The sequence below is a fragment of the Leisingera sp. S232 genome (genome assembly GCF_049800895.1).
Classification (GTDB): domain Bacteria; phylum Pseudomonadota; class Alphaproteobacteria; order Rhodobacterales; family Rhodobacteraceae; genus Leisingera.
Genome location: NZ_JBNAFX010000046.1, coordinates 1 through 22,923, shown reverse-complemented (window position 1 = coordinate 22,923; position 22,923 = coordinate 1). Strand labels below are relative to the sequence as shown.

General features: G+C 60.1%; 21 protein-coding genes and 3 pseudogenes. 7 read left to right on the top strand and 17 right to left on the bottom strand.

The genetic code is table 11. The features are described from left to right. The first annotated feature begins 58 nt into the window (after positions 1 to 58). Entirely contained in the window at positions 59 to 1,018 is a 960-nt protein-coding gene (locus tag ACP151_RS19430) for an IS481 family transposase (RefSeq protein WP_424978291.1), read from the top strand. A 222-nt stretch (positions 1,019 to 1,240) separates the two neighbouring features. Next, positions 1,241 to 2,446: a pyridoxal phosphate-dependent aminotransferase gene (locus tag ACP151_RS19425; protein ID WP_424980529.1), complete on the top strand. Its 1,206-nt coding sequence runs from the start codon at positions 1,241 to 1,243 to the stop codon at positions 2,444 to 2,446. 24 nt (positions 2,447 to 2,470) lie between these two features. On the opposite strand, the gene ACP151_RS19420 is transcribed toward ACP151_RS19425, so the two are convergent. The 14 genes from ACP151_RS19420 to ACP151_RS19355 form a co-directional block, all read right to left on the bottom strand. After that, the gene (locus tag ACP151_RS19420) at positions 2,471 to 3,166 is read right to left on the bottom strand and encodes an RraA family protein (protein WP_424980528.1); all 696 of its coding nucleotides are present in this window, start codon (positions 3,164 to 3,166) and stop codon (positions 2,471 to 2,473) included. Continuing rightward, entirely contained in the window at positions 3,166 to 3,858 is a 693-nt protein-coding gene (locus ACP151_RS19415) for an alpha/beta fold hydrolase (RefSeq protein ID WP_424980527.1), read from the bottom strand. Before ACP151_RS19415 ends, ACP151_RS19420 begins: the two co-directional genes overlap by 1 nt. Then, the gene (locus tag ACP151_RS19410; protein ID WP_424980531.1) at positions 3,855 to 4,973 is read right to left on the bottom strand and encodes a cobalamin-independent methionine synthase II family protein; all 1,119 of its coding nucleotides are present in this window, start codon (positions 4,971 to 4,973) and stop codon (positions 3,855 to 3,857) included. The genes ACP151_RS19415 and ACP151_RS19410 overlap by 4 nt, the downstream gene beginning before the upstream one ends. A 104-nt stretch (positions 4,974 to 5,077) precedes the next feature. Further along, positions 5,078 to 6,037: a cupin gene (locus ACP151_RS19405; protein ID WP_424980526.1), complete on the bottom strand. Its 960-nt coding sequence runs from the start codon at positions 6,035 to 6,037 to the stop codon at positions 5,078 to 5,080. A gap of 161 nt (positions 6,038 to 6,198) precedes the next feature. Next, positions 6,199 to 7,188, bottom strand: coding sequence for a nuclear transport factor 2 family protein (locus ACP151_RS19400; protein WP_424980525.1), 990 nt, complete (start codon positions 7,186 to 7,188; stop codon positions 6,199 to 6,201). Beyond that, complete coding sequence (locus ACP151_RS19395; protein ID WP_424980524.1) at positions 7,185 to 8,228, bottom strand: LacI family DNA-binding transcriptional regulator; 1,044 nt, start codon at positions 8,226 to 8,228, stop codon at positions 7,185 to 7,187. Before ACP151_RS19395 ends, ACP151_RS19400 begins: the two co-directional genes overlap by 4 nt. Beyond that, entirely contained in the window at positions 8,213 to 8,977 is a 765-nt protein-coding gene (locus tag ACP151_RS19390; protein WP_424980523.1) for an SDR family NAD(P)-dependent oxidoreductase, read from the bottom strand. The genes ACP151_RS19395 and ACP151_RS19390 overlap by 16 nt, the downstream gene beginning before the upstream one ends. Then, complete coding sequence (locus tag ACP151_RS19385; protein WP_424980522.1) at positions 8,977 to 10,044, bottom strand: ester cyclase; 1,068 nt, start codon at positions 10,042 to 10,044, stop codon at positions 8,977 to 8,979. Before ACP151_RS19385 ends, ACP151_RS19390 begins: the two co-directional genes overlap by 1 nt. Before the next feature lie 79 nt (positions 10,045 to 10,123). Then, complete coding sequence (gene hisD / locus ACP151_RS19380) at positions 10,124 to 11,455, bottom strand: histidinol dehydrogenase (RefSeq protein ID WP_424980521.1); 1,332 nt, start codon at positions 11,453 to 11,455, stop codon at positions 10,124 to 10,126. Between the two features lie 55 nt (positions 11,456 to 11,510). Further along, a complete protein-coding gene (locus ACP151_RS19375; protein WP_424980520.1) occupies positions 11,511 to 12,041 on the bottom strand; it encodes an ester cyclase in 531 nt (176 codons plus the stop codon). A 133-nt stretch (positions 12,042 to 12,174) separates the two neighbouring features. Next, positions 12,175 to 13,056: a carbohydrate ABC transporter permease gene (locus ACP151_RS19370; protein ID WP_424980519.1), complete on the bottom strand. Its 882-nt coding sequence runs from the start codon at positions 13,054 to 13,056 to the stop codon at positions 12,175 to 12,177. After that, on the bottom strand, positions 13,056 to 14,084 hold the full coding sequence (locus tag ACP151_RS19365; RefSeq protein WP_424980518.1) for a carbohydrate ABC transporter permease: 1,029 nt from the start codon (positions 14,082 to 14,084) through the stop codon (positions 13,056 to 13,058). The genes ACP151_RS19370 and ACP151_RS19365 overlap by 1 nt, the downstream gene beginning before the upstream one ends. A 72-nt stretch (positions 14,085 to 14,156) precedes the next feature. Then, a complete protein-coding gene (locus ACP151_RS19360; protein ID WP_424980517.1) occupies positions 14,157 to 15,392 on the bottom strand; it encodes an ABC transporter substrate-binding protein in 1,236 nt (411 codons plus the stop codon). 80 nt (positions 15,393 to 15,472) lie between these two features. Beyond that, on the bottom strand, positions 15,473 to 16,525 hold the full coding sequence (locus ACP151_RS19355; RefSeq protein ID WP_424980516.1) for an ABC transporter ATP-binding protein: 1,053 nt from the start codon (positions 16,523 to 16,525) through the stop codon (positions 15,473 to 15,475). 173 nt (positions 16,526 to 16,698) lie between these two features. On the opposite strand from ACP151_RS19355, the gene ACP151_RS19350 reads away from it, so the two are divergent. The 4 genes from ACP151_RS19350 (at position 16,699) to ACP151_RS19335 (ending at position 20,237) form a co-directional block, all read left to right on the top strand. Further along, positions 16,699 to 17,700 carry an ester cyclase gene (locus ACP151_RS19350; RefSeq protein WP_424980515.1) on the top strand — a complete coding sequence of 334 codons (1,002 nt, stop codon included), beginning with the start codon at positions 16,699 to 16,701 and terminating at the stop codon, positions 17,698 to 17,700. Then, positions 17,700 to 18,587 carry an amidohydrolase family protein gene (locus ACP151_RS19345; RefSeq protein ID WP_424980530.1) on the top strand — a complete coding sequence of 296 codons (888 nt, stop codon included), beginning with the start codon at positions 17,700 to 17,702 and terminating at the stop codon, positions 18,585 to 18,587. The genes ACP151_RS19350 and ACP151_RS19345 overlap by 1 nt, the downstream gene beginning before the upstream one ends. Positions 18,588 to 18,589: 2 nt before the next feature. Further along, the gene (locus ACP151_RS19340; protein ID WP_424980514.1) at positions 18,590 to 19,045 is read left to right on the top strand and encodes a thioesterase family protein; all 456 of its coding nucleotides are present in this window, start codon (positions 18,590 to 18,592) and stop codon (positions 19,043 to 19,045) included. Positions 19,046 to 19,226: 181 nt separating this feature from the next. Then, positions 19,227 to 20,237: an IS30 family transposase gene (locus tag ACP151_RS19335; protein ID WP_424980513.1), complete on the top strand. Its 1,011-nt coding sequence runs from the start codon at positions 19,227 to 19,229 to the stop codon at positions 20,235 to 20,237. A gap of 23 nt (positions 20,238 to 20,260) precedes the next feature. Here the strand turns inward: ACP151_RS19335 and ACP151_RS19330 are convergent. Both ACP151_RS19330 and ACP151_RS19325 read right to left on the bottom strand, forming a co-directional pair. After that, positions 20,261 to 20,551, bottom strand: a pseudogene (locus ACP151_RS19330) (IS3 family transposase); the annotation flags it as partial. A gap of 4 nt (positions 20,552 to 20,555) precedes the next feature. Beyond that, a pseudogene (locus tag ACP151_RS19325) lies at positions 20,556 to 21,191 on the bottom strand (IS30 family transposase); the annotation flags it as partial. Positions 21,192 to 21,312: 121 nt separating this feature from the next. Between ACP151_RS19325 and ACP151_RS19320 the strand changes: the two are divergent. Further along, positions 21,313 to 21,699: pseudogene (locus tag ACP151_RS19320) on the top strand (IS66 family transposase); the annotation flags it as partial. A gap of 303 nt (positions 21,700 to 22,002) precedes the next feature. On the opposite strand, the gene ACP151_RS19315 reads toward ACP151_RS19320, so the two are convergent. Next, a partial coding sequence (locus tag ACP151_RS19315; protein ID WP_424980512.1) for an IS110 family transposase occupies positions 22,003 to 22,923 on the bottom strand: 921 nt, incomplete at its 5' end.

Below are 22,923 nucleotides of genomic sequence, written 5' to 3'. Positions count from 1 at the left end.
GGTGTTTGATCCCATGGTTTGATGGTGCGATCTGTTCTTTGGAATGGAAGGAAGCACTATGGGACAAGTTCGTCACGGGAGCGCCACGACCACGCACGCTGTCAGAGCAGCAATACAGCGATCGCAAGCTTCGATCGCGGCGCTGAGCAAGGAACTCGGGATCAACCCGAAGACTGTTGCCAAGTGGCGAAAGCGCGAGACCGTTGAGGATCGCAAAACAGGGCCGAAAGAGCCTCGCTCAACCATTCTCAGTCAAGCCGAGGAGGCCATGATCGTCGCATTTCGGCGGCATACGCTACTGCCGTTGGATGATTGCCTCTATGCGCTCCAGCCCTCGATCCCGCATCTGACGCGGTCAGCGCTGCATCGGTGCCTTCAGCGGCATGGCATCTCGCGCTTGCCGGATGTCGGGGGCGACAAGCCTAAGCGGCAGAGGTTCAAGCGCTACCCCATCGGCTTTTTTCATATCGATATTGCCGAGGTGCAGACTGCGGAGGGCAAGCTGTATCTTTTCGTTGGCATTGACCGGACCAGCAAGTTTGCAGTCACCCACCTCGTCGACAAGGCAGATCGCAAGACCGCCTGGGAATTCCTCGAACATTTGCTCAAGGCGGTCCCTTATCGCATCCATACGATCCTGACCGATAACGGTATCCAGTTCGCCGAACAGCCACGAAACCGGAACAGAGTATACTCCCGGCAGATGCGCTTCGACATGATCTGTGAGGCCAACGGGATCGAGCATCGCCTGACCAAACCGAACCATCCGTGGACCAATGGCCAAGTCGAGCGGATGAACCGCACGATCAAAGAGGCGACAGTGAAGCGATACCACTACGAAAGCCACGATCAGTTACGAACACATCTCGGCGACTTCATGGCTGCCTACAACTTTGCCCGCAGACTCAAAACTCTCAGCGGCCTCACGCCCTACGAATACATCTGCAAAATCTGGACTTCAGAGCCAGATCGTTTCATCATCGATCCGATCCACCAGATGCCGGGACTGAACACCTAGCCATGTCCTCATAAATTATTCACTTGTATACTTGTTTCAGCCCGCAAAGGGGGAACTGACGTGCTTTTGGAACAAAGTGCGAAACGACCCTCAGATGAAGCCCACAGGCGCGAAGACAGCGCGCTGATCGCCCCCTTTCATGCCCGGGTAACCGACTGAAACCGGACGGAAATCCGTTGCCACCATTACTGGCCTGAACTTATCGCAGGAGGCTGACAAGACATGAGGCTGACAGCAATCACCAAACGCCTGGCCGGATTGGGTGGCGGCAAATGGGCGGTGCACCTGAAAGCGCGCCAAATGGCGACGGACGGTGCCGACCTTGTCGAAATGACCATTGGCGAACCGGATGTTCCCGCCCCGCAGGAACTGCTGGATGCAGCAGCGCAGGCTCTGCGGTCGGGCCGCACCGGCTATTCCAATGGTCGCGGCGAGGCCGGTCTATGTGCAGCTTTGGCTGACTCTTACACCGCCAGCCGGGGCCGCGCATTCGCTGCGGAAAACATCCTGTGTTTTCCCGGCACCCAGACCTCGCTTTATGCGGTCCTGCAGGGCGTGGCCGAGGCAGGCACCGAGGTGCTGGTAGGAGATCCGATGTATGCCACCTACGAGGGGGTGATCCGGGCCTCCGGCGCAGACCCCGTACCGGTTCTGCTGCGCCCTGAGGCAGGCTTTCGCATGCAGGCTGCCGATGTCGCAAAGCGCATCACCCCCCGCAGCCGCGCCATCCTGCTCACCACTCCGCACAACCCGACCGGCGCCATCCTGACCGCCCAAGACCTGCAGAAAATCGGCGAACTCGCCATCAAACATGATCTTTGGATCATCTCTGATGAAGTTTATGAGCATCTGGTGTTCGACGGCGCAAAGTTTGTCTCCCCGCTTTCAGATCCGGCCCTGGCAGACCGGGTGATCGCGGTCTCCTCGATTTCTAAATCCCATGCCGCGCCGGGCTTTCGCAGCGGCTGGTGCGTCGGGCCTGCGGACTTTTGCACCGCACTGCTGCCGGTCTCTGAAACCATGCTGTTCGGCAACCAGCCCTTTATTGCCGACATGACCGAAGAGGCGGTGCGGGCGGGCTCCTCTGTCGCTGCCGGAATGGCCGCCCGCTATTCTGCCCGCGCAGACCTGATGGTGCAGCGTCTGCACGATGAGACCGGTCTGACCGTGCACCGCCCCGACGCAGGCATGTTTGCACTCGTGAATGTCGCAGCCACCGGCATGGACGGCGACACCTACGCCTGGGACCTGTTGGAGCACGGCGTGTCCGTCATGCCCGGCTCTGCTTTTGGCGACGGCCTGCGCGACTGGGTGCGGGTTGCCCTCACCCTAGACGATGGCCAGTTTACCACCGCGCTTGACCGCATCGTGGCGCACGCAAACCACCGGAACCGAAGCCTCGCCTTAGACCGTGGTTTTACGCCATAGAGCTGAGCCCACCCTGCCCCGACTTCAGGTTCGTGCCTTTTCAAAAGCGGCCCAGGCTTTCTCGAAACTGGCAAAGTCGAAACCGTCGCGCCGCGCAGGTTCCAGGACCAGTTTTTCGGTTTCCAGGAGTTTCCGGATGGCACGTTCCAACATCGGCACAATATCCGCTGGAATGACGAGCGCGCCGTGGCGGTCCGCATGGATGAGTTCGCCGTCATTCACCGCCATCCCGAAGACAGAGACCGGAGTGCCGACTTCACACACATGCACGAAACCATGGCTGGGACCGATTGAACCGGCAACTACGGGGAACCCTTGCGGCAGGTCGCCCAGATCGCGCATGACGCCGTTGGTCAGCGCTCCGGAAAGACCGAACCCCTTGTGTACCGTGGTGTTGATCTCCCCCCAATAGGCGCCGATGCAGTCTGGGTAGTCCAGGTCTTCCACCACCGCCACGCCCGGGCGCGGACCCTCAGACATGTGCTTGTAGTAGGCCATGCGCCGTTCACGGATCACCTCGGGCGGTTCTGAGGGCGGGTTGACGGCCGCAATTTTGGCTGTGCGGGCGTAACCCACGATTGCGCCAGCTTCCGGCGCAGAGCACAGCATGGTGCCGCGGGTGAAATTGGCAAACCCGCGCTTGCCCTGGGCGACTTCGATTGCGTTGCAGACAGTGGGGGTGTCAACCGACTTCAGCAGATCCAGAAGAGTGTTTTCCATTAGGCCTCCAGCCAGCGGACCAGCGCCGCTGTGGTTTCTATAGGTTGTTCCAGCGTGGGCAAATGGCCCGCGTCTTCAATCACTTCAAGACGGCAGCTGGAAATGAGCTCGGCCATCAGTTCATGCCGTTCAAGGGGGCACAGAACATCCTGGCGACCACAGAGCACCAGCGCAGGCAGACTGGCCTGCGCCAAGGTTGCGGTCTGATCCGGCCGGTCCATCAGGGCGCGGGACTGGGACAGAAACACCTGCGTCCCCAGCCCCAGTGCCATCTCCATGCAAAGATCCAGCACATCCTGCCGTTGCGGGCCGGGCGCCAGATAATTCGGCTTCATCTCGTCTCGCATGACCTCGGCTAGGCGGCCTGCGCGCACCGCCTGCATTTGCGGCAGGCGGCGCTGTTTGACCTCTTCCCGCTCAGCCAGCGGATTGGTATCCAGCAGCGCGATCCGGTCGACCCGCTGCGGTGCCTGACGCAGGATTTCCATCGCCACGATCCCGCCCATCGACAAGCCGCACAGCGCAAAGCGCTGCGGGGCTGTCTGCAATATTGCCTGGGCCATGGCCTCGATGCTGCCATGGTGCGCCAGCGAGGCCAGAAACAAGTCACGCTGACCGGACAGGGCGGCGATCTGCGGGCTGAACAGCCGCGCATCGCACATCATGCCGGGGATCAGGACAAGCGGTGTCATTTGGACAGCTGCGCCCCTTCAGACAGAGCCGCGAGCTTGGCATAGGCGATTTCCGGATCGACCGCGCCAAAGCCTGCAAAGGTGCCAAAGCCGCAATCCGACCCCGCGATCACGCGATCAGATCCAACGATTTGTGAAAACTTATCAATTCGCTGCGCGACCAGTTCGGGGTGTTCGACAAAATTGGTGGTGGTGTCCACAACACCGGGGACCAGCACCTTATCCTCCGGGATTTCCGCCTTGCGGTCTCGGAACACGGTCCATTCATGGGCATGGCGCGGATTGGAGGTTTCAAACAGAACATAGCGCGACTTGGTGTTCATCAAAGTGGTGAACACTGTGTCCATCGGAATATCGCAGCAATGCGGACCTTCGTAGTTACCCCAGCAGATATGCACCCGGACCCGCTCGGTCGGCACGTTCTGCAAAGCGTGGTTCAGGGCCTCCACATGCATATCAGCGATTTTGACAAACTCGGCATCTGTCAGATCATTGAACAACATATGCCGCGACAAGGCCAGATCGGGGCAGTCGAGCTGCAAATCCAGCCCCGCAGCCACGATGGTTTCATATTCTGCCTTCATCGCATCGGCCAGCGCGGCCAGATACGCCTCTCGGGTGGGATAGTAATCGTTTTGCAAAAACAAAGAGATAACCCCGGGCGACGCCGCATTCATAAAGCCACGTTCGGCGCCGTGTTCCGCCATGGCAGCTTTGAGATTGGCAATGTCCTTTTCCAGCTCATCCTGGCCTTTTGAGCGCACTTCGCCAGTACACATGGGACGGGCGTATTGCGGCGTGCCGCCGTCATCCGCAAGCCGCTGCAGAAAGCCCGGGAACATCTTCAGATCAGCTGGCGCATTGCGCGGGCTGTCGCCGGAAAAGCCGGTGTAGCGGTCCTTGACGTAAGTGGCATAGGAGATCTTGGACGTTTCGCCATCGCTGACGATATCCACCCCGGCGGAGACCTGCTTGCGGACCGTTTCAGAGACGGCGGCGGCCATGCAGGCGTCGAATTCAGACTGGTCAAACGGCACGCCCCGTTCGCGTGCAAATATGTAGTCCACGACCTGTTGTGTCCGGGGCAGCGACCCGACATGGGTTGTCTTGACCATCATTCAATCTCCCTGATTTTCAGGGGCTGGCATCCATACCCCCCCTGTGGACCCCCTGTAGCCCCCCTGTGCAACGGACGGCGCCGCACAGGGGGAATTTGCAATCAGCCCTGCCAAGTGGCGCCGGCCGGGTCGTCTGTTGCGGTGATGCGGTAAAGGCCAGCCTGCCCGGTCATCGACGGCGCGGCGCTGTAGCTTTCACCGGGCAGGACCAGCGCTGTGTCGCCGTTGGACAGGGTGGTTTCGACATCGTTGATAGTAATGCGCCAATGGCCGCTGGCGGGCATCAGCACCACCGGCTTATCCGCCCTGACCTGATCCGCCACGGCAGAACCGCGGGCCAGAAAGTCGACCTCGAAACCCGGCTTGTCCTTGATCAGGCCGTTCTCGCCGATAACCACAGCCGGTTTACCAGCCGCCAGCGCCATCAGGTCCCAGTAGCGGGCGACATATTTGCCAATGACATCTTCCACCGGCACCTCGGGGTAGGCTTGCAGCTGCTCTTGGGTCAGCACTGGCATCGGTTGCACGTTGTGCGGCAGTTCCTGGCCTTTCTTGCTGTCATAAAGCACGCCGTTGTTGCCCAGCATCAGGCCGTGGGCCTGCGCATCTTCGATCACCTGTGGGGCCCAGGTGACGCCGCCGCCGGCATCATCGCCGCCCAGGACCGCCATGATCATGCCGTAGTCCTGGCCGACGTTTTCAAAGCCGCGGAAGATACCAGTGGGGATGTTGAAGATGTCGCCCTCTTCGGCGATGAATTCGCCAGCGGTGCCGTGCAAACCCCAGAAAAACCGCCAGCGCCCCTTGGCGACGAAAAACACCTCAGCCGTGGTATGGGAATGCAGCGAGTTTCGGCACTTCGGCGGCTGGCCTGCCGCACCGATGTTGAAGCCGATGTTGTCAGTGATGTGGACATGCTGATCCGGGGATTCCGAGACGCCGCCGCCAATGATGGTGAAGTTTTCTTTTTGGTCCGAGCCCGGAGTATGGGCGTCGATGAAGGCAGTTTTGCAGGGTTTCAATTCGCCGTAGCGAACGATGCGGGACTGAATGGTGCTCATGGGTTTTCCTTGGTGTGCCGGGATAAAAGAGGTGTAGGAGAGACCCTCATTTATCCCGGCGGCCGCAGGTTCAGCCGGCGTGCGCGCAGCGAGGCACGGTGCCGGTGATAGCGGCAAGTGGACTGCCGGTTATCCAGCAGATATGCGCCGAACGTAATCATCTAAAGCGCGCCCGTGTGCAGCAGGATCTGCTTTTGTACTGCGGTTTCGTCAAACAATGTCCATTCACGACGCAGCTTGATATCGCCACCAACCAGCGCGCCCCATTCGGCGTGGCTGATGCCCAGCACATATAGATCAGCGCCCGAAGGTGCGCCCAGGCTGCCCCAGCCGTCATGCGTGCCGTGCAGGCTCCAGCGAAGCGCAGAGCGCGGCGGCATGTTGGGATCATCGCGGCCGATCTGGTGGTGGATTGTAAACTTGGCCGAAGGCAGCGAGGCCCGCAGTCCCATCCAGAAACGTTCCACAGGGTCGAAACTGTGGCCGGTGGCGCCGCCGGGATACTCAGATTGCACTGCCCGGTCGTATTCGGATTTGATAGCGGTCATGTCGGCATTCATGATCCGGGTCAGCAGGTCGGCGTGACGCTGTCCCCATGGATTATCGTTGCCGCGCCCTTTGTAGGGGCCCTCCAGATCATTGTCAGGTGTCAGCGGTTTGATGCAAGCCTCTGGGCCGCCTTCACGGGCGATCTGATCGCGGGAGAACGCCACCGGATCCCAGCCCATCTGCCGCACCACGGCGCCGTTGTCGCGGATCAGCCATTCATCGTCGATGGCATTGTTGCGCGCGTGGCAATCTGCCAGAATCCGGTAGACCAGCGGCTTGCCGGTGGCCTTGCCAAAGGCACCGTCGCCCAGATGGGTTGCGGTCGACAGAATGCGGTGGCTGGACAGCATCCCCGCTTCCGGGCTGCCGGACCAGATCACGTCCTCCCCCAACAGGGTACGGTCCGGAAACTCCGACAGGGTCGCCATGGTGGCCGCGATCACCCCCTGATTGCCAGTAGAAACTGATCCGGGCATGCGCACCACGATTTGGGGCGCGTAGTAGTCATGCAAAGTGGCAAAGCCGCGGCTTTCCCAGATTTCATGGGTGATCCCGATGATGTAATCGGGGAAGTCGCGGAATTTCGGGTCAAAACCCTTCATGAGGTCCATCCTTTGGGTATGCGCGCCGAGCCGCGCACGATCAGCGGCCCGTCTATCGCAACCCGTCTTGGGTTGGCGGTTTCGGGAGTGGCGATGTGCTCCATCAGCGCAGCAACGGTTTCATCGACCATCAGATTGGCACGCTGGCGCACAGTCGTGAGATTATAGGCAGGCCAACCAGCAGGCGGCACATCATCATAACCGATGACAGAGACATTGCCGGGCACGGACAGGCCAAGTTCAAAGCGGATCACATCCATGACTGCCAGCGCCATGTGGTCATTGGCAACAAAGACAGCATCGGGGCGCTTCTGAGCAGGCCGGGAAAACATCTTGCGGGCGGCTTCGCGGGCGGTCTCGGTGTGAAACTCGCCATTTTCGCGGCAATGCAAATCCGCGCCCGCATCGTGAAGGGCTGCCAGAAATCCGGCCTCGCGGTCACGCTGGGTCGAGGCCCCCTCCCAGCCGGCGATATAGCCGATCCGCTGATGGCCGCCTGCCAGCAGGAACTCCGCTGCCTTGCGCCCGCCGGCATAGTTGTCTGACGTGACAGAGGTAATACCCGCGATATCCTGGGACCGGTTGAACAGCACCATCGGCACGCCCGCGTCCTGGCAGCGCCGCGCGATATCAGAGGACATGGCGACAGAGGCGGTGACGATGCCATCTACCTGATAGTCCAGGATTTCCTCCATGACATCCTCGACATTGCCGGAAGTTTGCGAGGCCAGAAAGACCAGCACATGATAGCCATGTTCCTGCAGCGCGTTCGACAGCTTCTCAATGGCTTCGGGATAGAACTGGTTTTCCAGATAGGCCACTACCAGCCCAATGATGCGCGAACGCCCCGACACCATGGCGCGGGCCAGAACATTGGGGCGATAGCCCAGCTCAGCGGCCGCTTTCCTGACTTTGTCGGTGGTCTTTTTACTGACCGACGCGCCGGGGGTGAACACGCGTGACACAGCCGACTGGCTGACGCCCGCGCGTTCCGCGACCTGAAGAGAGGTGACCTTCTCTGCCATCAATCCGCCGTCCATCCGCCGTCGATCAGCATCGAGGTGCCAGTGACCATGCCCGAGGCAGGCGAGGCCAGATAGAGCACCGCCCCCATGATGTCTTCGACCTCGCCGATGCGGTCCAGCTTGATCTTGCCCATGATCCAGGCTGCGCGCTCCGGGTTGGCAAAGGTCTGTTCAGTGAGCGGCGTCCTGATGAAGGTCGGACAAACGGTGTTGATCCGCACCCCCGATTTGCCCCACTCGATGGCCATGGATTTGACCATGCCCTCCAGTCCGTGTTTGGAGGCGCAGTAGACCGCCCGGTCGATGCCCCCGACATGGCCCATCTGGCTGGAGATATGGATGATCGAACCGCGCTTTCCTGCGCTGATCATCGCCTGCGCCGCCCAGGCCGACAGGAAATAGGCCGAGCGCAGATTGACGCCCATCACCGCGTCGAAGTCTTCGGGCTGTGTTTCTGCGGCAGGGCCATGGCGCGCCAGACCTGCCGAGTTCACCACCACGTCAAATGCGCGGGTTTCCAGCACTGACCGCAACGCCGCGAGATCGGCCTGATCCAGCACCAGGGCCTCTGCTGATCCCCCTTCGGATTTCAACGCTTCAACAGACTCCTGCAACCGCTGCGCCCCCCGTGCGGCGCAAACAACATGCGCGCCAGCCTGCGCCAATGCTGCGGCACAGCCCTGACCGATGCCAGAGGAGGCGCCGGTGACCAAAGCGGTCAGTCCAGTCAGATCAAAAGAAGGGGTGCGAGGCAGCTTGGGCATCAGGTCATTCCATCCGGTATTGCTATAGGACCCATGTTGCGGGCCTTGTTGAACTCGCGCAGCCGGGCCAGGACGTCAACGCCCAGCTGCCGATAGACATCCAGAAGATCCACCAGCACCCAGTTCTCGCGGATCAGCCCGTTCTCCAGCCGCCAGAAGTCGAGCGACCGAAGTTCGATCTGTTTGCCTGCAGCCGCAATCCCCAGCCAGCCGTCGTGGCTGAGGGTCTGGCGCATGTTGGGCCAGCCGGTGACCGCAGCATAAGGACCGTCACCAAAGAAATGGAAGGTAAGATCGCAAGCATTCTGCCCCCGGTCCGGCATCGCATTCAGAAACGGGATCTGATGCCAGTTGCGAAACCCGGCAATGCCCCGGGCCGTGCCAATGCCCGCAGGCCCGTACCAGTTCATCCGCGGGTGCCAGAACCGCTCCATCTGCATCACAGCCGGCCCGCCCTGACCGGGATAGCGCTGCAGATGCTCCAGCATCTCCAGAACCAAATTGCAGCTGGCAGTACTTTGGGCCGCGTCCCAGGCACCGGTCCGCAACCCGTCCTGAGCAGCAGGGCCGGGCACCTGCCACTCGCGCCCCAGCGAAGGCGCCATCGGCCAGGCTTTGGCCTGCATCATCACTTCCGGAATATCCCAGAGCGCCTGCACCTCAACGACTTTTCCCTCTTCAAAGCGATAGAACTCATGAAACCGCATCGCCACCTGATGGCCCGTCGGCGGGATATCCAGCCAGGGTGTCAGAAACGTTCCAGTATAATAGCCGCCGCAGCCGACCCAGTCGAAACCATGTTCGTCGCGGCCCGCCATAACAATACAGTCGCGCCGCTCCAGATCTGGCCAGGCCGCTGCAAGCGGCGCATAGGCAGTGTCATACAGCGCAGCCGGACCAGTCAGATCCCCAAGCGGATGGCAAAGATGGACAGCTGCATCCGCCGCAAAAACAGCGTCCAAAGCTGCACGCACAGGGGCCGCAGCGAAATCGCGCATCACCGCCCGCAGCGACGCCAGGCACGCCTTGTTGCCGCTATGTACGTCCGTTGCCTTCGCTGACTGCATCCCGCTTCTTTCTGGTTCCAAATACTCCCGGGGGAAGGCCGCAGGCCTGGGGGCAGAGCCCCCAAAGCCCTCTTTGCGTCTATTCGCCGGCCTCGCGGTAAGCTGCCGCCTCTCCGTAAGGCACATTGATGCCACCATAGCGGCGCACCCGGACGTTGCACTGCTCGGCATGGCCGACAAACCCTTCCAGCATGCACAGCCGCGAACCGTATTCGCCAATCAGAGTTGCCGCCTCATCGGTCAGGACCTTCTGATAGCTATGGGTTTTCAGATATTTTCCGACCCACAGCCCGCCAGTATAGCGCCCCGCCTTCTTGGTCGGCAGCGTGTGATTGGTGCCAATCACCTTGTCCCCGTTGGAGACGTTGGTGCGGGCACCCAGGAACAACGCACCATAGCAGGTCATGTTCTCCAGGAACCAATCGTCGCGGTCGGTCATCACCTGAACATGCTCCGAGGCGATATCATCCGCCACCTGCAGCATCTCGTCATAGGTGTCGCAGACGATGACCTCGCCATATTCCTCCCAGGAAACCTTGGCAGTGCCGGCCGTCGGCAGCACACCCAAAAGGCGGTCCACCTCGGACAGGGTTTCTTCAGCCAGCTTGCGGGAGTTGGTCAGCAGCACACAGGGGCTGTTGTAGCCGTGCTCAGCCTGGCCCAGCAGGTCGGTTGCGCATAGTTCCGCATCGGCGGCGGTTTCATCTGCAATGACCATGGTCTCGGTCGGACCAGCAAAAAGGTCGATGCCGACACGGCCGAACAGCTGGCGTTTGGCCTCGGCCACAAAGGCATTGCCGGGGCCGACCAGCATATGAACGGGGTCGATGGTTTCGGTGCCGATTGCCATCGCGCCGATCGCCTGAATGCCGCCCATCACATAGATTTCATGGGCACCGCCCAGATGCATGGCGGCAATGACAGCCGGGTTCGGTTTGCCGTTGAAAGGCGGGGTGCAGGCGATGATGCGCGGCACGCCGGCCACCGAGGCGGTTGCAACCGACATATGGGCCGAGGCCACCATCGGGAATTTACCGCCGGGCACATAGCAGCCCACGGATTGAACCGGGATGTTCTTGTGGCCCAGGAGCACGCCAGGCAGGGTCTCGACCTCGATGTCCAGCATCGAGTCGCGTTGTGCCTGGGCAAAATTGCGCACCTGCGCCTGGGCGAATTTGATGTCCGCCAGCTCGCGGTCGCTCAGCTGGGCGATCAAAGCGTCGATCTCCTGCTGGCTGAGACGGAAGGAGGTGGGGGAGTAGTTGTCGAACTTCTCGGAAAGCGCGCGCACCGCCGCGTCGCCGCGGGTGTCGATGTCCTTCAGCGTGGCTTCCACCACGGTGCGGGTCTTGGCGTCGTCCACGGCCCGGTCGGCCTCTGGTTTGCCGCGTTTCAGATATTCAATGGTCATGGGGTATCCTCAATCTGGAGGGGCCGGACGACACGTGGCACCGTCCGGCAATAGTTCACTTGTCCGGGCTGGGAGCCGTCTTGTCTCCGCGGTCATAAGCTTCCCAGCCTTCGCCGTTGAACACATCGACACCCAGCTGGGCCGCGACATGGGCAAAGTCCACATTTACCCAGTTGTCGACGATCTTGCCGTCGACAACTTTCCAAAAGTCCATGTAGCGGATCTCGACCCGTTTGCCGGTGGCCTCAATACCCAGGAACGTGCCCGAGTGGGTGGCTTCCTGACGACCAAAGGCGGCGGCCCATTCCCCCATGTAAAGGCGGGCCTCGTCGATGCAGACTTTGTCTGAAAACGCCGCCTGGAACGGGCGCTGCCAGTTGTCCTGGAATTCCTTCAGCCCAGTTTTCGTGCCACAGCCCTGGTTGCCCAGCCAGCGGAAGCCTTCGGAAAAGAATTCTCCGATGTCGTTGATGCGGTGATCATTCAGACCGTCGACCATGCCTTCGATAACGCGGCGAGTGTCTTCGGTCTTGCTCATGTCCGTGTCTTTGGTCAGCACGGCCTGTTCGGGGCGGGAGCCCTTCATGTGTCTTATCCTTGGTAAATGCGTGTCAGGTTTCGGCGGTTTGCAGAAACTGAAAGGACATGCAGAAAGTCTCGGGGCATACGGTTGAGCGCCGGGTGGCGCCCGACCGCGTTACAGCGGGCGGAAGCGCTCATCACCCTTTCACCGCGCCTGCGGTCAGGCCGCTGACGATCTGGCGCTGGAAGAACATCACCAGCACGAACAGCGGGGCGGTGGCAGAAACCACGGCGGCAACCGCGAACATCACGTTGCCTTCTTCCAGGGTGGAGCCGAGGAAGCCCGCAATGGCAGGAACCATGGTACGGTTTTCCTCGCTCAGCAGCATCGCGGTGACAGCAAAATCGTTGTAGGCCAGCAGGAAGGAAAACAGGCCGGTGGTGATGACGCCGGGCCACATCACCGGAATGATCACATGGCGGAAAGCCTGGAACTGGGTACAACCGTCAACCTTGGCGCTTTCGTCCAGATCCTTGGGGATGTTCAAAAAGAAGGAGTGCAGCATCCACAGGGTGAAAGGCTGGTTGATTGCCACCAGCACGATGATCGAGGTGGGCAGATGCCCCCAGAGGTTCCACTCGAAGAAGGGCAGCAGATAGCCGGAGACCAGCGTGATATGCGGCATGGCACGGAACACCAGGGCGATCATCAAGAGCCAGAAGGCGTAGTTGTGGCCCGAGCGCGCCAGTGCATACCCGCCCAGCGTGCCGAAGGTCAGCGAGATGACCACAGTGAAGAAGACGACGATCATCGTATTGATCGCGGCCCGCCAGAACTCTTCCTGGATCCAGGCGCCTTCATACCCGGCGCCGGTGAAGGTGCCGCCGGCCTCGATCATCGTCCGGGTGCCCCACAGCGCGTTGCGCCAGTCGGCCTTGGAAAAGAAGTCAGCCTGCACCTTGAACGAGCCCCAGAGGGTCCAGATGAAGGGGAAAGACGCAATCACCACCCACAGGAGGACAAATGCCGACGAAAAGATGATGACAGAGCGGGAGGAGCGGTTTGCAATGCTGGACATCAGGCAGCCTTTCCTTTGAAGTCGCGCCAAGTGCGGACAAGTACCGGAGAAAGCAGGATCGCCACGCCGATGACAGTCAGCACCGATGTCGCTGCGGCTGAATTGAAACGGGTGATGTCGCTGCGCATATCAGCAAAGATGATATAGGACAGCGACGTCGCATTGGCCTGGGCAGAGAAGCCGACAATCGGCTCGAACACCCGGAAGTTATCCATCAGCTGGATCAGCGAGATAAACACCACCAGCGGTGTCAGATGCGGGATCACCACATAGCGGATGCGCTGCCAGCGGGTGGCGCCGTCGATCATCGCCGCCTCGATCGAATCCGAGTTCACGGTTTGAAGGCCGGCATAAAAGACCACGAAGGCAAACGGAGCCGAGCTCCAGACGCCATAGACCATCAGTGTGATCCAGGTCAGCACCGGCGATGCCTTCAGCGACAGATCCGGGTCGTCAAACAGCCACTGCAGAGTTTTGCCAATCACCCCTTGCGCGTCGATCATCCAGAACAGGATCAGCGACCCGATCAGCGGCGTGATGATCATCGGCAGCAGGGAAACAAATATGGTTGGCCCCTTCAGCACTGGCGTCAGCCGGTTGACACCAAGAGCAATCATCAGCCCCAGCACGATCACCAGCGGCGTCACCAGGAAGGTGTAGGTCAGCGTGAAGGCCAGCGCCTTGTAGAACGGTAAGTTATAGAGTGCGGAGAAGAACCCGCCCAGACCGTCCCGGCTGCGCCAGGCCTCGGCAACCTCGGCGGTGGCCAGATGGCCGCGGTCGAAATAAGTGGTGAGACCGGCAAAGCGGCCCAGTGGCTGTTCAGCACGCAATGCGGCAGTGGCCTCGGTATCGACAGAGCTTTCCTCGGTGCAGCCGAACGGGCCGCAGTTTTCGGTGGTCACGATCACCTGCTCATGTTCGATGTGGAGCGACTGTATCACAACCGATACCAGCGGCAGCGCAATGAAGAGGATCATCGCTGCCAGGCTGGGCAGAATGAACCAGAAGAACGTTTTATGGCGCATCTCGGAATGTCCCCTAGTCGGGTGGCTGAGGCAGAGCCGGCATCCCCGGCTCCGCCTGCATGAGCGGTTTCCTTAGTTCAGGAAGCCTTTTTCTTTGGCTGCGGCGACATAGGACGCCTCAGCATCGGCCAGAGCCTGTTCCGCAGATTCAGAACCTTGCAGGAACTCGGTCAGTTCAGCCCCCAGCGCGGTGTGCATCAGGCCCATGAAAGGGATCATCGGATAGGGCTTGGTGCCACCAGTTGCCGTGGCCGAAACCCCTGCAGAGGCCGGCGAGGGTTCATAGCCTTTGACCAGCCAGACGGCAGCGTCGTTATTGGCCTTCACGACCTCGGGGCTGATGCCGTTCACCATCGCAACAAAGCTTGCCTCGGCATCTTCGTCGCTGACATTGCTGGCAATGACAAATCCGTCCCACCACAGCGTAGACGCCGGGGTGCTGCCGCCACCGACGGTCGGCGAGGCGATGAGAGCCGTGTTGCCGACGATCTCTGCAGTGGAGCCTTCGTCGTCCAGAATGCCAGTGCCACGCGACCCCCACAGATGGGCCATCGCCACCTCACCTGCTTCCCAGGAAGCCTGGACCGCATTGGAATCGAAAGTCAGGTAGTCGGGGTTGGACAGCGCCACCAGCTCCTTCAGCGTGTTCAGCGCTGCAACACCGGTCTCGTTGTTGACATTCGGCTCAGCGGTGCCCGGTTTAAAGAAGCTGCCGCCGTGGCCGAGGTACATGTTCACAAACTCCTGCGCCAGATCCCAGCCGGTTTTGCTGGTGGTGGCAAAGGGGTACTGCAACAGGCCTGCGTCTTTGATCGCCTTGCCTGCCGCAATCACCTCTTCATAGGTCTGCGGAGCTTTGACACCGGCTGCCTTCAGGATGTCTTCGCGGATGAACAGGTGCTGGGCGTTGGCCATAAAGGCAACGGCCATGACCTTGCCGTCAACGGTGATCATCTGGCTTTTGCTGAGATGCTGACCGTGTTTGGCGATCAGCTCATCCAGTGGGCGGATCAGGTCGCTGTTCAGCAGCGGTACAATGGCTGCGTTGGTTGTGGTGACCGCCGTGTATTGCGCCGGATTGGCGGTCAGCGCAGCCACCTGCAGCTCGCGGTAGTCCTTGTTCAGGTTGCTTTCCACCGTCACGCCATCGCCAGCACATTGCTTGGCGCCTTCGGCAACCGCCTGAATGGCGGCGAATTCATTGCCGAGAATGCTGACGTTGCCGCCGCTAAGACCGCAGCCCGCGTAGGCGGTTGTGCCCAAGAACACAGCCGCAGCGCTTAGAATGAATTTGCTCTTGATCGACATAGTTTCCTCCCTGTTTCGGGCCACAAAAAAGGGTTTGGCCCGGTGTGCCTTCTCTGCATGCAGGATGGCGTTGCGCTGGATCAGTTCTCCAGCCGCGCACCGCTCCCAGCCTGGAAGAGGTGGCAGATTTCCCTGGGCACCGAGAGCGAAACCATATCGCCAATCTCGGCCCGGAAGCTTTTGTCCGCCTTGACAGAGACCAGGGCACCGCCGACGCGGACCGAGATCATGGTGGCATCACCCAGCAGTTCAAGCGTGTAGATCGGGGCGTTGATCTGGCCGCTGCCGCCGGCTGCCAGGCCCGCGTCTTCGGCACGAAAACCCAGCGTCAGGGGGCCATCTGTTACGGACAGCCCACCAATCTCGACGTTCTCGGCACGGAACACGCCACCGGCGACCTCGCCGTCCATCAGGTTCATCGCCGGAGAGCCGATGAAGCTGGCAACAAAGGTGTTGGCGGGGCGGTCGTAGATTTCAGTCGGAGCGCCGACCTGCTGGACCACGCCTTTCTTCATCACCACAACCCGGTCAGCCAGCGTCATCGCCTCGATCTGGTCATGAGTCACATAGATGGTGGTGGCCTGCAGGTCATGGCTGAGGTTCTTAATCTGGGCGCGGGTAGAGACCCGCAGCTTGGCATCAAGGTTGCTGAGCGGCTCATCCATCAGGAAAACCTTGGGCTTACGCACGATGGCCCGGGCCAGAGCCACACGCTGACGCTGGCCGCCCGACAGCTCGGCAGGCTTGCGATGCAGGAAGTCACGCAGCTCTACCCGGTCGGCGGCCTGCATGACGCGTTCATCATGGGTGGCCGGGTCAATGCCGCGCACCTTCAGCGGAAAGCGGATGTTCTCGTAGACATTCATGTTGGGATAAAGCGCGTAGGACTGGAACACCATCGCCACATCGCGGTCCTTGGGGTCGAGATCATTGACCACCTCACCGTCGATCCGGATCTCGCCGTCAGTGACATCCTCCAACCCTGCGATCATCCGCATGGTGGTGGTCTTGCCGCAACCCGAAGGGCCAAGCAGCACCAGGAACTCCTTGTCAGCAATCGTCAGGTCAAAGTTTTCAACCCCCACGAAGCTGCCCCAGCGCTTGCCTACATTGCGTAACTGAATCTCGGCCATTCCGCTGCTCCCTCCCCAGGAGAATCACTATTTGCATACGTTTGCAAAAGTGTATTCCTGTGGCACGAAATCTGGCAAGACATTTTTGCATACGTATGCAATATTGCTGGAAAGGCGATGATTCACTTCGGCACACACAGCCGGGAAATCGTTGAATAGAAAGGAATTTTGCAATGGGCTTTCAAGCCGAAAAGCAGGTGGTCCGCAACTTCTACCACGCTCTGGATCAGGCAGCGGTAGCCGAGGTGCCAACTGTTATGGCGCAGCATTGCAGCCCGGATCTGCTGTGGCGCGGCTTTCACCCCTTTGGCGAAATTCGCGGCGCTGAGGACGTTGGCGCGCAATTCTGGGTGCCGCTGCGGCAGAACCTGACCCGCTTGCAGCGCCGGATTGATGTGTTTTTTGCCGGGCAGAACCGATATGATGATCCGGGCGGTGTTTGGGTCTGCTCGATGGGGCATCTGATGGGGCTGCATGACGGGCCCTGGCTGGGTATCCGCCCGACCCGAAAAATGGCGTTCTTGCGTTACTGCGCCTTTCACCGGGTCGAAGGTAGCAGGATCACCGAAACCGCGATGTATTTCGACATCCCACATCTGATGCTGCAAGCCGGACTGCAGCCCTTCCCGGTCGAGACCGGCGCACAGCTGGTGCAGCCGGGACCGATGACACATGACGGTCTGCTGTTTGCCGCGCAGCCGGAGGAAGAAGGCACCAAAACCCTGGCAGCCATCGAAGCCATGATTGCCGATCTGGGGCAATGGGACAGCAAAATGGCGCTGGAAGAGGAGCTGGCCCGCACCTGGCATGACGATATGATCTGGTGGGGGCCCTCTGGCATCGGTGCCACCTATACGATCGAACGCTATGCAAAGCAGCACTCTGGACCGTTCCGGGCCGCCTTCACCGAGCGGTCCAAGACCGGTCACCTGTGTCGTATGGCAGAAGGACACTATGGCGGTTTTTTCGGCTGGCCGAACTTCACCGCCCGCCATACCGGCGGCTTCATGGGGATGCCCGCCACCGGCAAAACCGGCGAGTTCCGGGTGATCGACATCTACCGGCGGCACGAAGACAAGCTGGCGGAAAACTGGATTTTTATCGACCTGCTGCACTTCTGGCATCAGCAGGGCGTGGATATTCTGGGACGGACAACGGGGATTGAACAGCCATGATCGTCGACGCGCATCACCATCTCTGGGACCTGCAGGCGGTGCATTACCCCTGGCTGATGGAAGTCGGCGCCGGGCGGTTCTTTGGCGACCCGACACCAATCCAGCGGAATTACCTGATCGAGGAATTCCGCAAGGATGCCGCAGCCCTGGGCGCCGGGGCTTCGGTGCATATCCAGGTTGGGGCAGCCGACGGCTGGCAGGAGGCACAGTGGGTCGACAGCATAGCCCGTGCCAATCCGGACTGGGTGATGGCGCAGGTGGTGTTCTGCGATCTGACTGCACCGGACCGGGACGCGCAACTGGACCGGTTCCAAAGCCTGTCCACGGTGCGCGGCACCCGCCAGATCGTCGGCCGGGCGCCGGGCGAGGACGCTTTGACCGGCACCAATACGCTGCTGGATGATCCCCGGTTTCTGGACGGACTGCGCGAGCTGGGACGGCGCGGCCTGTCCTTTGATCTGCAATTGCTCCCCGAACTGATGGCAAAAACCGCTACGGTGCTGGCCCAGGCGCCGGAAACACAGGTGGCCCTGTGCCACGCAGGATCGCCGCATGACAGGAGCCCGGCGGGCATCGCCGCCTGGACGCAGGCGCTGCGACATCTGTCTGCGCTGCCGAACGTCACCTGCAAACTGTCCGGCCTGGGCATGTTCGACCATGGCTGGACCCAGGACAGCATCCGCCCGCTGGTCGAAACCTGCCTGCGCCAATTCGGCCCTGATCGCTGCATGTTCGGTTCCAACTTCCCCGTCGACAGCCTGTCTTCGGATTACACTGCGCTTGCCAAGGCCTACCGCGCGCTTGTCCCACCAGAGCAGCATGCCATGGTTTTCGGCACAACAGCTGCGCGGTTCTATGGCCTGGCACAGCCAGCACAGAAGGGGTGAAAATGGTCTTCAGCTTTGAAACAAATGTCCTGCCCGAGTGGATCGATTACAACGGCCACATGCGGGACAGCTATTATGGGCTTGTCTTCAGCCTGGCGGTTGATGCCTTTCAGGATGAGGTCGGATTTGATGCGGCCTACCGCAAACGCACCGGCTGCACCATTTATCTGCTGGAGGATCACAAATTCTTCCTCCGCGAGGTCAAGGAAGGCACCCGCATCCGGGTCGAAACTCGGATCATCGGATGCGACCACAAACGGTTTCATCTGCACATGCAGATGTTCGACGGCACTGCCTTGGCCAGTGTAGGCGAGTTCATGGAATTGCACGTGTGCCAGCACCCCCAACCACACGCGATGGCCATGCCCGAAGAGATCTTGCAAAAGCTTTTGTCCTCCCGGCTGTCTGAAGGAGAGGCAGCAACCCTGCCCAGACAATCACGCCGCCTGTCACTTTAGACGGTGGTCAAACGATCCAGGTCTGAAGCTTTAAGTGTTCGGTCCAGACATCTGGCGTGTTGTGGAGTTCGCCCCTGTTTCCGGACAGTTTGATTATTGACCCTACGCGGCGCTTTTCGGTGGATCCACATCCGAAGTGCAAATTCTGTATCAAAACAGATGTTTCCATGGAGGCTATTGAATGGGAAGCCACTACTGCCACCTAAGGTTGGATGAACGTCGCAAGCTTGCAAAGTGGCTTGAGGCCAAAATGCCGATAGCTGAGATCGCTGATAGATTGGGCCGCGACCCCTCGACGATCTACCGAGACCTTAAACGCAACCGATACACGGATACAGAGATCCCAGAGCTCACCGGCTATCACGCCGTTGCCGCTCAGGACAAATATGAGCATCGCCGTGCCATACATCGCAAGATGATCGTGCACCCGGAACTGAAAGCCGCCATCGAAGATCGGCTGAAGGCTGGCTGGTCGCCTGAACAGATCGCAGGCCGGATGCGTCTGGAACGCCACCCGATCCGCGTGAGCCGTGAGACGATTTATCGGTTTGCGTACTCCAAGGACGGTCGCGAGGAGCAATTCTACCGGCACCTTCCCGAACACCGCCGACGTCGCAGGCCGCGTGGCTACCGCAGACATAACCGAACGCATATCTTCGACACACAAAGCCTGTCTCACAGGCCTGAGCGCATCTCGGAACGCACCGAGTTCGGCCATTGGGAATGCGATCTGATGATGTTCCGCAAGGAGCATGGGAAGGTCAACGTGACATCCCTGGTCGAGCGTGTCAGCCGATACGCAGTTGTCATGCGCAACGAAGACCGCCAGTCCAAGCCGATCATGGAAGCACTGATCCAGGGTCTCGCTCCCCTGCCCGCCGGTGCGCGCCAGTCGATCACCTTCGATCGTGGCACCGAGTTCTCGGCCTGGAAGCATCTGAAGGCCGGGATCGGAGCAGATGCCTGGTTCTGTGACCCGCAAGCGCCGTACCAGAAAGGCACCGTCGAGAACACGAACAACAGGTTGCGGAAGTATCTGCCTAGATCGACCGACCCGACGGCGCTGACAAATCGATATTTGAGGTCGATTTGCCACCGCCTCAATTCCACGCCGCGCAAGTGTCTTGGGTATCAAACGCCTACGGAGGTCTTCGAAACCAAGCTGATGGAAATCCAGAACCGATTGGAATAAAACTACATATCAGGAACTGCACTTCACCGTGAGTTCACATTCCAAGTCATGTTTTCGTACGTTCGCGCTGGTGTTTGGTAACCGATGGCCGAATGTCGCCTCTGCCGATTGTGGAAGATTTCAATGTACTCGAAGATCGCGGTTTTTGCCTAGGCGCGCGTTTTGAACTGCGATTGATGTACGAGCTCTTTTTTCAGCGAAGCAAAGAAACTCTCCATTGGCGCGTTGTCGAGACACTGGCCTGTCCGGCTCATGGATTGAACGATCTTAGCAGAACGCAGCAATGCACGGTATTCACTCCCAGCATATTGGGCGGATTCAAGCGGTCGTCGCAACGATTGATTGATACTTTATGATAGGACTTCTTCCAACACCTCTGCGGGCGTTTTGCATCCGAGCGTTTTTCGAGGCCGATTGTTCAGGGTGTATGCGACGGCATCGAGGGTATTCTCATCATGTACACTGAGATCCGTGCCCTTGGGAAAGTACTGACGCAATAGGCCATTGGTGTTCTCGTTGCTCCCCCGCTGCCACGGGCTTTGAGGATCACAGAAGAACACCTGGATGCCCCTATCTGTCTTCAGCTTCGCATGTTGTGCCATCTGAGCACCCTGGTCCCATGTGAGTGATTTGCACAAGTGGCTTGGAAGGCTCTGAATTGATTTGGTAATGGCATCTCGAACAGCCTCAGCACCGTGACCCGCAAGCGCGGGACCGTTCTTTTTTGCGCGGACCTGCACCATGGCCGGGCATCGGGGGCAGATGCAGCAGGAGCGTGAATCGTGTTTTGCGTTCCACCAGAGTGCCGATCGCCGAGCTCTTCAGGCCGAGGATCAGATCGCCTTCCCAGTGACCCGGCACAGCGCGGTCTTCTGCTTCGGCGGGGCGTTCGCTGATCATGATCTGATCGGAAACAAACGGTTTGCCTTTGCCCTGTCGCCGCGCTGCTTTGACCGCACCTTCCTGATGGTTGCCTGATCTGCGAGTCCCTTGCCGTGAGTATTTTGGCAATGGAGGCGGCTTTGGGAGGCCATATAGAACATCATATGGAGGCGTTTTGCCGGATGGAGGTCATGGTTGGCCCTTCCGGCAAGCGACGCTGGCCACCTGGGTTGGCCGGGCCGCTTTTGAGCTCATGCCTGTCTATGACGCGCTGTTAGCAAACCTGAAACGGTCGACCAAGCTCTTCATGACTGAGACCACCGCGCCGGTGCTCGACCCCGGGAGGCGCAGAACGAAGATGGGCTACTTTTGGGCCTTGGCGCGTGAGGATAGGCCATGGGGCGGTGGCGACCCACCCGGTGTGGCCTTCACCTATGCGCCGGGGCGTTCTGGCCAATATGCTGAGAAAATCCTGGATGGTTTTGATGGCATCCTGCAGGTCGATGGCTATGCAGGCTACAACCGACTGCTGAAACGGCCGGCCCAGGACGTACAGCTTGCCTATTGCTGGGCGCATCTATGGATGCCCCCGCTCTTGCAAGGTTTTTCTGTTCTCAGTCACGCACCGGGACTGCGGTCATCTATCCAGCCTGTCATGGCGATGCGCCCCGCACCGCCGACCTTGATGGTTAATCCGCGAGTCGGGCCCCAATCACGCAGCGCGAGCTCGGAGCTCGATGCGCCCAACGGGTTCAGCCGACCCCGGTCCGCCCGGTCGTGCCATCTCGTTCAGAAAGTCCCTCGCATCTGCGGTGGCTTGCCGACAGCCGTCAGCAATCCTCGTATTGTCTCATCATCAAACCGCTTGGCGCATCGGAGTGCCCTAGACACCGCCAAACTTCATCATCGCCCAGATCACGCGGGCCGTCTTGTTGGCAAAGGCGACCGTCGCTACATTGGCAGGGCGCCTGGCTCGTAGTTTGGCGAGCCAAACCCAGGTCTTGCTGCGCCAACGCATGATCGACCGGCTGCCGTGGATCAGCAGGCGGCGCAAATACCCGTTGCCACGTTTGCTGATCCCGCCCATGCGCTCTACACCGCCGGTCGAATGCTGCCGGGGAACCAGACCGAGCCAGGCAGCAAAATGTCGGCCCGACTTGACGTCAGATGGGTCTCGCGTCGCGGCAACCATTGCCGTCGCAATGACACCCCCTACGCCCGGGATTGTCATGAGCCTGCGGCAGATCTCGTTCTCACGGGCAAGAAGGACGAGCTCCTTGTCGATCGCCTCGAGCTTCTTAGCAACCTGCTCGAGTTGCTCCACCAAATAGAGCAATACTTGCCGCGCAGCCCCCGGCAAGCGGCCGTCGTTCTCATCACGAATGACATCGACCAGGAGCTGCCCCCGGTGCGCCCGCTGCGGTCCGACAATGCCGAACTCCGTGAGATGACCGCGGATCCCGTTGATCAGCTGGGTCCGCTGGCGCATGAGCATCTCGCGAACCCGGTGCAGCACCAGGATCTCCTGTTGGTCTTCCTCCTTGATCGGAACGAAGCGCATCGTGGGCCTGGTCATTGCCTCGCAAATGGCCTCTGCATCCGCCACATCGTTCTTGTTCGTCTTCACATAGGGCCGGACATATTGCGCGGGCAACAATCTTACCTCATGACCGTGGCGCCGAAGTGTCCGAGCCCAGTAGTGACTGCCCGGACAGGCTTCCAGGCCGATCTGAAAACAGGGCAGTTCTTTGAAGAACGGCTCGACTTCGTCGCGCTTGAGCTTGCGACGCAAGACCGGCTTGCC